Genomic DNA, 8,347 nt, shown 5'->3' on the forward strand with positions numbered 1-8,347 from the left:
GCATTGGACGCACCGAACGCCACATTGGGTGCGCTGGACGCAACCAACGCCACATTGGGGCGCTTGGGGCGAGTCGAACTAGCGCAGGTCGGCCCGGCCCGCCGACGGCACGAACGCGCTCGTGTCGAGGGCCGGGTGGGTGGTCGCCGCCGGGATCGAGCCGGCCAGCGGGACCGAAGCCGACGTCCGGGCCAGGTCCAGTGTCACCCGGCCCGGCTGGGCGGGTCCGCGGATGAAGCTGCCGTCCGTGCCGCCGATGATCAACGCCAGCGCGTGCCCGCGCGGCACGATGTGGTCCGTCGAGGCCAGCCGGAACGTCATCGTGTACGCCGTGCCCGGGGTCAGCGGCCGTTCCTGCGAAAGGGACGCGTAGTTCGCCAGGTCCGCCCAGCCGCGGCTGAGGATCGTGTAGTTCACCTTCTTCACGTCCGCGGAAGCGATCCGGTAGCAGGCGTCGTCACCGGCGGACGACGAGCCCCAGCAGTTCTCGGAGCTTCCCGTCTTGATCCCCTCGCCGCTCCCCGCGAAGTTGCGGATCGTCGCCGCTCCCAGGTCCACCAGCAGCGCCGACACCCGCGCCGACGACGTGCTCGGCGTTGCCGTCACCGTCACTGAAGTCGTCCCCGACACCTGCACGTCGGACGTCAGCGCCCCGGTCGAGTACGTCACCGCCGCACTGCCCGGGTTCGTCACCCAGGTGTCCTCGCCCAGGCTCGGGTTGTCGGTGAACGACGCCGTCCCGGACGACGGGGAAGTGCCCAGCGTGCCGGACGCCCCCGGCCGCAGCGTCGTCGCCACCGCGCCGGCCGCCGGGTACGCGCTCTGGTCCGCCCACTGGTCCGGTTGCCGCTCGACGCTGGCCTGTGGCCCGTTCTGGACGCCGTTGTCGATCCCCAGCAGGTAGTGGTCGAACCACCGGTGCAGCAGGTCGACCCAGTCCGCACGCCGGTAGTCGAACGGGTCGACGTGCCCGGTCTGCGACAGCCAGATCTTCTTCTCGACCTTCAGCCCGGCCCACCACTGTCCGAAGTGGATGGTCTTGACGTTGAGGTCGTTGACGCCGTGGGACAACAGCACGCTCGCCCGCACGTTGCCCGCCCGCCGCACGTAGTCACGGTCCGCCCAGAGCGGCCCGTAGTCGCCGTTCGCGGTGGCGCCGGAGGCCAGCACCTGGTTCTGCGCCGAGCAGTTCTGCCCGCCGTTGCGCGCTTCGACCGTGCGCGCGAGCCCGTCCGGGTTGAAGCCGAAGGTCGCGCCGTCCGAGCGGTAGTAGTCGTACCAGGAGCTGATCGCCGAGATCGGGACGATCGTCTTCAGGCCCGCCACCCCGGTCGCCGCGACGCCGTTGGCGATCGTGCCGTCGTAGGACTTGCCGATCATCCCGACGTTCCCGGTGCTCCAGCTCGCCGGCACCGTACTGCCGCCGGTCTTCGCGCTGTAGCCGGTCGCGCGGCCGTTCAGCCAGTCGACGACCTTGCGCGCGGAGTCGACGTCCGACGCGCCGCCGACGTCCGCGCAGCCGGCCGAGCGGTTCGTCCCGGCCAGGTCGACCAGCACGATCGCGTACCCGCGCGGGACGAAGTAGTTGTCGTAGAACAGCGGGAACTTCACCGGCTTCCCGGCGCTGTCGTAGGACTTCAGCTCGCTCTCGTTGCCGCGGCCGCAGCACGAGTAGTACGGGCTGGCGTCCATGATCACCGGAACGCGTGAGGTCGCTTCACCCGGCCGGACGATGTCGGCGGCGACGCGGTCGGAGCGGCCGTCCCCGTCGCCGTCGCGGCCGATGTCGACCCAGACGGTTTCGCGGATCGCCTTCGCGTAGTCGTAGACCGGCTCGCTCCCCTGCGTGGCCGCGGCGGCGGGCACCACCGCACCGGACAGGAGCACCGCGAGCACCCCGCACACCACTCCGAGTCGCATACCCGTCACGCTAGCGAGTAACCGCGACCGCCCACCACGGCGGAAAGTCGGGCGTACGTTGGAAATCATGACGGAGTCCCTGCCCGCCGTGAGCGTCACCGCCGTCGGTGTCGCCGCCCTGCGCGCGTACGAAAGCCGCCGCCCGGATCGCCTGTTCGACGATCCGTACGCGGCCGCGTTCCACGCTGCGGGCAGCGCCCTGCTGCCCGTCGCGCCGGGCGAAACCCCGGAGGGCGGCCTCGGCGCGATCTTCGCCCGGCAGGTGGCGATCCGCACCCGGTTCTACGACGACTACCTGCTGGCCGCCGGGTGCTCGCAGGTCGTGGTGCTCGCCGCGGGCCTCGACGCCCGCGCGTTCCGGCTCGCCTGGCCGCCGGGAGTGCGGTTGTTCGAGCTCGACCTGCCCGAGGTCCTCGCCTTCAAGGACGAGGTGCTGGCCGCCCGGGGCGCCGAACCGTCGTGCGAGCGCGTCGTGGTCCCGGCCGACCTGCGCGACGACTGGGCCGATGCGCTGCGGACGGCCGGGTTCGACGCGAGCGTTCCCACCGCCTGGCTGGCCGAGGGCCTCCTGGTCTACCTGTCCCGCGAAGACGCCGAAGCGCTGCTCTCGACCGTGACCGAGCTGTCCGCGCCGGGCAGCCGGGTGTCGTTCGAGCACCGGTCGGCCGAAACGCGGGACGGCCTGCTCGCCCGCGCCAAGGCGACCCCGGGCGCCGAGCGCGTCACCCGGCTGTGGCTGGGCGGTCTCGGCGACGAGGCGCCGGAGTGGCTGCGCGGCCACGGCTGGGAGCCGGCCGTCGTCTCCCACGCCGAACTGGCCGCGAAGTACGACCGTCCGGGCGACGAGACCCTGGACGGGTTCGTGACCGCCGAATATCAGAGCTCGACGTTGCGGTAGAGCGCGCCGACCTCGGTCTTGGTCAGCCGGCGGATCGAGCCGACGCGCTGGTTGCCGAGCTGGACGTCGCCGACGGCGGTGCGCACCAGCTTCAGCACCGGGTGCCCGGTGTCCTTGAGCAAGCGGCGCACGATGTGCTTCTTGCCCTCGTGGATCACGAGCTCGACCAGCGACTTGCCGGAGTGCATGTCCTTCACGCGGAACTGGTCGACCTTGACGATGCCGTCCGGCAGTTCCCAGCCGCGCCGCAGCTCCTTGCCGAGCCCGCGCGGCACGAGCCCGTCGACCTCGGCGAGGTAGGTCTTGAGGACCCGGTACGACGGGTGCATCAGCCGGTGCCCGAGGTCGCCGTCGTTGGTGAGCAGCAGCAGGCCCTCGGTGTTCTCGTCGAGCCGTCCGACGTGCACGACGCCGGGCGTCTCCTCGTAGCGGCCGCGCAGGTAGTCGCCGACGCAGGGGCGGCCGCGGTCGTCCGACATCGTCGAGTGCACGCCCTTGGGCTTGTTCAGGGCGAGGTAGATGAGGTCGTCGCGCAGGTTCACCCGGGTGCCGTCGACGTGGATGATCGCGTTGTCCGGGTCGACGCGGCGGCCCAGCTCGGTGACGACCTCGCCGTCCACCTCGACCCGGCCGGCGACGATCAGGTCCTCCGCCGCGCGCCGGGAGGCGACCCCGGCTTGCGACAGCACCTTCTGCAGCCGGACGCCGTCGGGGTGTTCACTGGATGTCATCGATGGTGTCCACTTCGGGTAGCAACGGAGCGATGGCGGGGAGGTCGTTCAGTGACGACAGCCCCAGTCGCTCCAGGAACAGCTCGGTCGTCACGTACAGCGTGCCGGTCGTCTCGGGATCGGTCCCCATCTCTTCGATGAGGCCGCGCGCGAGCAGCGTCCGGATCACGCCGTCCACGTTCACGCCGCGCACCGCGGCCACCCGCGCGCGGGTCACCGGCTGCCGGTACGCGATCACGGCGAGGCTCTCCAGCGCGGCCCGGGTCAGCTTCGACCGCTGGCCGTCCAGCAGGAGCTTCTCCACGAACGGGGCATAGACGTCTCTAGTGTAGAACCGCCACCCTTCGCCGACGCGCCGCAGGTCGATCCCGGACGTCCGGTCGGTGAACTTCTGCGCCATGGTCCGCAGGGCGACGACGATCCGCGCCTTGGGCTGGCCGAGGGTATCGGCGAGCAGCTCTTCGCTGGCCGGCGAGTCGACGATGAGCAGCAGCGCCTCGAGGGCGGCTTCGAGGTCCTCGTCGGAGGTGACGTCCGGCATGGAGTCGGCGTCACCGGCGGCGACCAGATCGGATTCCGGACCGGTCGGATCGGGCTCGGCGGCGGCTTCGGGCTCCGCGGGCGCGGGCTCGGCTTCTTCCGCCACGAGGGGTTCGACCGGCTCGCCGTCTTCGGTCACCGGCTCGCCGGACAGTGCCTCGTCGAGCGCGAGCTCGGCCGCGGCCGGTTCGGCTTCTTCGGCCGCCGGCGGCTGTGGGGCTTCGGCCACTTCGTCGTTCTCCGGGCTCACCCGTACTCCTCTTCGTCTCCGAACGCGCGGTCCAGCTCGGCCGCCGCGGAGGCTTCTTCCTTCGAGCCGCCCGTCCAGCGGACGTGCAGCTCGGCCAGGGCCTCGCTCTGCTCGAACTGGACCGTCGCCTCGCGGTAGAGCTCCAGCAGCGCCAGGAAGCGCGCCACGATCTCCACCGTGTGGTCGCAGTCGTCGACCAGCTCGCCGAACGTCGCCTGCCCGCGTTCGGCCAGCATCACCCGCAGGATCGCCGCGTGCTCGCGCACCGAGATGCGGCCCATGTGGATGTGCGCGATCGACACCGTCGGCGGCGGCTTCGGGCGGAACACCGCCACCGCGATGTCGGCGAACTTCTGCGGCGTCACGCCCAGCATCACCTCGGGCAGCAGCCCGACGAACCGCTCCTCCAGGGCCACCGACCGCGGGTACCGCCGCAGCGCGCCCTGCTCCAGCTCGCCGAACAGCGCCGCCACCTGCTTGTACGCGCGGTACTGCAGCACCCGCGCGAACAGCAGGTCGCGGGCCTCCAGCAGCGCCAGGTCGTCCTCGCTCTCGACCTCGGCCGCGGGCAGCAGCCGCGCCGCCTTCAGGTCCAGGAGCGTGGCCGCGATGACCAGGAACTCCGTGGTCTCGTCGAGGTTCCAGTCGGTCCCCAGCGCGCGCGTGTACGCGATGAAGTCGTCGGTGACCTGGTGCAACGCCACTTCGGTGACGTCGAGCTGGTGCTGCGAGATCAGCTGCAGCAGCAGGTCGAACGGTCCCTCGAAGTTGGCCAGCCGCACCTTGAACTTCGACGTGCTCAGCTCTTCGGTGTTGACGCCTTCGGGGATCATCCCGCCGTGCACGGTCTGGTGCTCTTCGGGGACCTCCGGAGCCGGTTCCGGCTCGTCCATCAGCCCTCGGTTTCGCCGCCGTCTGATCCGACCACCCGCAGCCGCTGGACCAGCACCGATTCGTCGCCGTTCTGGTTGAAGTCGGCCAGCAGCACCGCCACGGCCTCGCGGACCAGCCGGCCGCGGTCGACGACCAGGTCGTGCTTCGCGCGCAGCGTCAAGCGGGCCTGCTCCATGGCCACCAGCTCGTCGCCGGAGACGTACACGGTGATCTTCGCGTCGTGCTTGGTCCGGCCGGAGCCGTGCGGGGCCGCGCTGCGGGCGAGCTGGTCGGCCCGGCCGTTGCCCGAAGGCTTCGGCTGGGGCTCCTCGACCGGCTCGGGCGGTGCCTGGGGAGGGAGATCGAGGGCGGGACTGGAGGTGATCCTGAAGAGTTCCGACGCTCCGGGCAGGGAGGCGCGCCTGCTCACCGAGCGATCACCTCGCGGGCCAGCTGGCGGTACGCCGCCGCGCCGGCCGACTTGGGCGCCCAGGTCGTGATCGGCTCACCCGCGACCGTCGTCTCGGGGAACCGCACGGTGCGGTTGATGACCGTGTCGAACACGGTCTCGCCGAATGCCTCCACCACGCGAGCCATGACCTCCTTCGAATGCAGGGTTCTCGGGTCGTACATGGTGGCGAGAATCCCGACGATGTCCAGTTTGGGGTTGAGGCGTTCCTGCACCTTCTCGATGGTGTCGATCAGGAGGGCGACGCCTCGCAGACTGAAGAACTCGCACTCCAGCGGGATGATCACGCCGTCCGCGGCGGTCAGCGCGTTCACCGTGAGCAGGCCGAGCGAGGGCTGGCAGTCGACAAGAACATAGTCGTAGTCGTTCATGACCGGACGAAGGACCCGTAACAACGTGTGCTCGCGCCCTACCTCGGCGACGAGCTGGACCTCCGCCGCGGACAGGTCGATGTTGCTCGGCAGCAGGTCAACGCCGTCGACGCGGGTTTTCATCAGCACGTCGGTGGCGCTGACCGAGCGCTCCATGATGGCGTTGTAGACCGTCTGGTCCAGCTCGTGCGGCTGGATGCCGAGGCCGACGGCGAGCGCGCCCTGCGGGTCGAAGTCGACGAGCAGCACCCGCCGCCCGTACTCGGCGAGGGCGGCACCCAGGTTGATGGTCGACGTCGTCTTGCCGACGCCGCCCTTCTGGTTGCACATCGCCATGATCTTGGCCGGGCCGTGCTTGTCCAGCGGCGCCGGATCGGGGTGCTCGCGGATCGGGCGGCCGGTCGGCCCGATGCCCTCGAGCTTCACCTTCTTGCCGTTGCGCTCGGCGGAATCGTCGCCGTCGTGGTCGGCGGGTGTCGCGATGGTGACCTGGCTGAGGTTCGCCGCCGCCGACCCGGCGGACTCGGCCGGGACGGCCGGCTGGTTCGGTGTCGACATGGCGCGAAAGCTCCTTGTTCGTCAGCGTCCGCCGCAGCCTATGCGCGGAGTCGGAGCCCCGGCAAAGCAACGCGCCGGACTCGACGGGGCAATGTCACTCGACCGTCGGTGCAGGCTACGAAGGCCCTTCGCTTGAAAGACACAGCGGCGCGCAGCGCCTCCGTTGAGGGCGGCGGTGGGGGCATGGATGGATAGGGCCGTCTAGCCCAGTGCCCGCGGGTGCGCGGTCGCGTAGACCTCGCGCAGGGTGTTGACCGTGACCAGCGTGTACACCTGGGTCGTCGTCACCGACGCGTGGCCGAGGAGTTCTTGGACGACGCGGACGTCCGCGCCGCCTTCGAGCAGGTGCGTGGCGAAGGAGTGGCGGAGCGTGTGCGGCGAAACCGCGGCCTTGATGCCCGCCCGTTCGGCGGTGTCCTTGAGGACCTGCCACGCGCTCTGCCGCGACAGCCGGCTGCCGCGGGCGTTGAGGAACAGCGCCGCCGTGCCCCGGCCGTGCGCGGCGAGCGCCGGGCGGGCGCGGACGGTGTAGGCGTGCAGCGCGGCGAGCGCGGGACGGCCGATCGGCACCAGCCGCTGCTTGCCGCCCTTGCCGTCGAGCAGCACGGTGCGCTCGGCGGCGTCGACGTCGTCGATGTCCAGGCCGACCGCCTCGGAGATCCGGGCGCCGGTGGAGTAGAGCACCTCCAGCAGCGCGCGGTCGCGCAGCGGGCGCTCGCCGTCGGGCGGTGGGGTCTCGAGCAGCCGCAGCACGTCGTCGACCGGCAACGCCTTGGGCAGCCGCTTCGCCGGCGTCGGCGGCCGGACCTCGCGGGCCGGGTTGTGCTCGGTGAGCCCTTCGGCGTGCGCGAACTTGTGCAGGCCCCGCACGGCGACCAGGGCCCGGGCGGCCGACGACGCGGCCAGGGGCTGGTGCTCGTCGTCGCCTTCGCGCAGCGCGGCGCCGAAGGCCGTGACGTGCGCGGAGGTGACGTCGGCGATCTTCGCGACGCCCAGCCCGTCCAGGTGCGCGGCGTACCGGCGCAGGTCACGGGCGTAGCTGTCCAGGGTGTTGCGCGCGGTCCCACGTTCGACGACCAGGTGGTCGAGGTACGCGGCGATCACGCCGTCCGTGCTGCCCGGGGCTGCCACGGTCGTCACCTTAGGCCGCCGGGCGCTCGTGACCCGGCAGAAACCCCGTTCGGTTACCGTGGATCCATGGGGTCCGAGGAGCTGCGCATCGGCACGGCCGAGCGCGAGGAAGCAGCGAGGCTGCTCGCCGATCACTTCGGCATGGGCCGCATCACCCCGGACGAGTACGAGACGCGCGTGACCGACGCCTACGCGGCGACGACCCTGGGCGAGCTGCGGCCGCTGTTCCGCGACCTGCCGCACCCGCACCCCGGCTTCTTCGGGCCGCCACCGGGCACCATGCCGATGTCGACGCAGCAGGTGTACGCGCCGCCACCCTCGATGCCCATGGCGATGCCTTACGGGCCGCCGCCCGTCGTCTACTCGCACCGGTCGAAGACGGTGGCCGGGGTGCTGCAGATCGTGCTGCCCTTCGGCGTCGGCCGGTTCTACACCGGCCAGACCGGCCTGGGCATCGCCCAGCTCTTCGCCACCTTCTGCACCGGCGTCGGCGTGTTCTGGCCGATCATCGACGGCATCATGCTGCTGGTCAACGGCGGCGCGGACGCCGAAGGCCGCCAGCTGCGCCCCTGACCGATGCGCCCCAATGTGGCGTTCGGTGCGTTC

Annotated in this window: 9 protein-coding genes; 2 read left to right on the top strand and 7 right to left on the bottom strand. The window is 71.2% G+C overall.

The features are described from left to right. Positions 1–78 precede the first annotated feature (78 nt). Complete coding sequence (locus tag ACWEVN_RS43820; protein WP_452055229.1) at positions 79–1,920, bottom strand: Xaa-Pro dipeptidyl-peptidase; 1,842 nt, start codon at positions 1,918–1,920, stop codon at positions 79–81. Between the two features lie 67 nt (positions 1,921–1,987). Here ACWEVN_RS43820 and ACWEVN_RS43825 point away from each other — a divergent pair, with 67 nt between their 5' ends. Next, positions 1,988–2,818, top strand: coding sequence for an SAM-dependent methyltransferase (locus ACWEVN_RS43825; protein WP_452055230.1), 831 nt, complete (start codon positions 1,988–1,990; stop codon positions 2,816–2,818). On the opposite strand, the gene ACWEVN_RS43830 is transcribed toward ACWEVN_RS43825, so the two are convergent. The 6 genes from ACWEVN_RS43830 to xerD all read right to left on the bottom strand — a co-directional run bounded on the left by ACWEVN_RS43830 (position 2,797) and on the right by xerD (position 7,714). After that, the gene (locus tag ACWEVN_RS43830) at positions 2,797–3,549 is read right to left on the bottom strand and encodes a pseudouridine synthase (protein WP_310971402.1); all 753 of its coding nucleotides are present in this window, start codon (positions 3,547–3,549) and stop codon (positions 2,797–2,799) included. The genes ACWEVN_RS43825 and ACWEVN_RS43830 overlap by 22 nt on opposite strands. Then, complete coding sequence (gene scpB / locus ACWEVN_RS43835; protein ID WP_452055231.1) at positions 3,536–4,339, bottom strand: SMC-Scp complex subunit ScpB; 804 nt, start codon at positions 4,337–4,339, stop codon at positions 3,536–3,538. Before scpB ends, ACWEVN_RS43830 begins: the two co-directional genes overlap by 14 nt. Beyond that, positions 4,336–5,232, bottom strand: coding sequence for a segregation and condensation protein A (locus tag ACWEVN_RS43840; protein WP_310971400.1), 897 nt, complete (start codon positions 5,230–5,232; stop codon positions 4,336–4,338). The genes scpB and ACWEVN_RS43840 overlap by 4 nt, the downstream gene beginning before the upstream one ends. Next, entirely contained in the window at positions 5,232–5,642 is a 411-nt protein-coding gene (locus ACWEVN_RS43845; protein WP_452055232.1) for a cobyrinic acid a,c-diamide synthase, read from the bottom strand. Before ACWEVN_RS43845 ends, ACWEVN_RS43840 begins: the two co-directional genes overlap by 1 nt. Then, entirely contained in the window at positions 5,639–6,610 is a 972-nt protein-coding gene (locus ACWEVN_RS43850) for a ParA family protein (RefSeq protein ID WP_449687751.1), read from the bottom strand. Before ACWEVN_RS43850 ends, ACWEVN_RS43845 begins: the two co-directional genes overlap by 4 nt. A gap of 201 nt (positions 6,611–6,811) precedes the next feature. Then, positions 6,812–7,714, bottom strand: coding sequence for a site-specific tyrosine recombinase XerD (gene xerD / locus ACWEVN_RS43855; RefSeq protein ID WP_449687759.1), 903 nt, complete (start codon positions 7,712–7,714; stop codon positions 6,812–6,814). Between the two features lie 93 nt (positions 7,715–7,807). On the opposite strand from xerD, the gene ACWEVN_RS43860 reads away from it, so the two are divergent. After that, positions 7,808–8,314 (top strand): DUF1707 domain-containing protein, encoded by a 507-nt coding sequence (locus ACWEVN_RS43860; RefSeq protein ID WP_452055233.1) that lies wholly within the window; start codon positions 7,808–7,810, stop codon positions 8,312–8,314. Positions 8,315–8,347 lie beyond the last annotated feature (33 nt).

The organism is Amycolatopsis sp. NPDC003861, assembly GCF_053605405.1.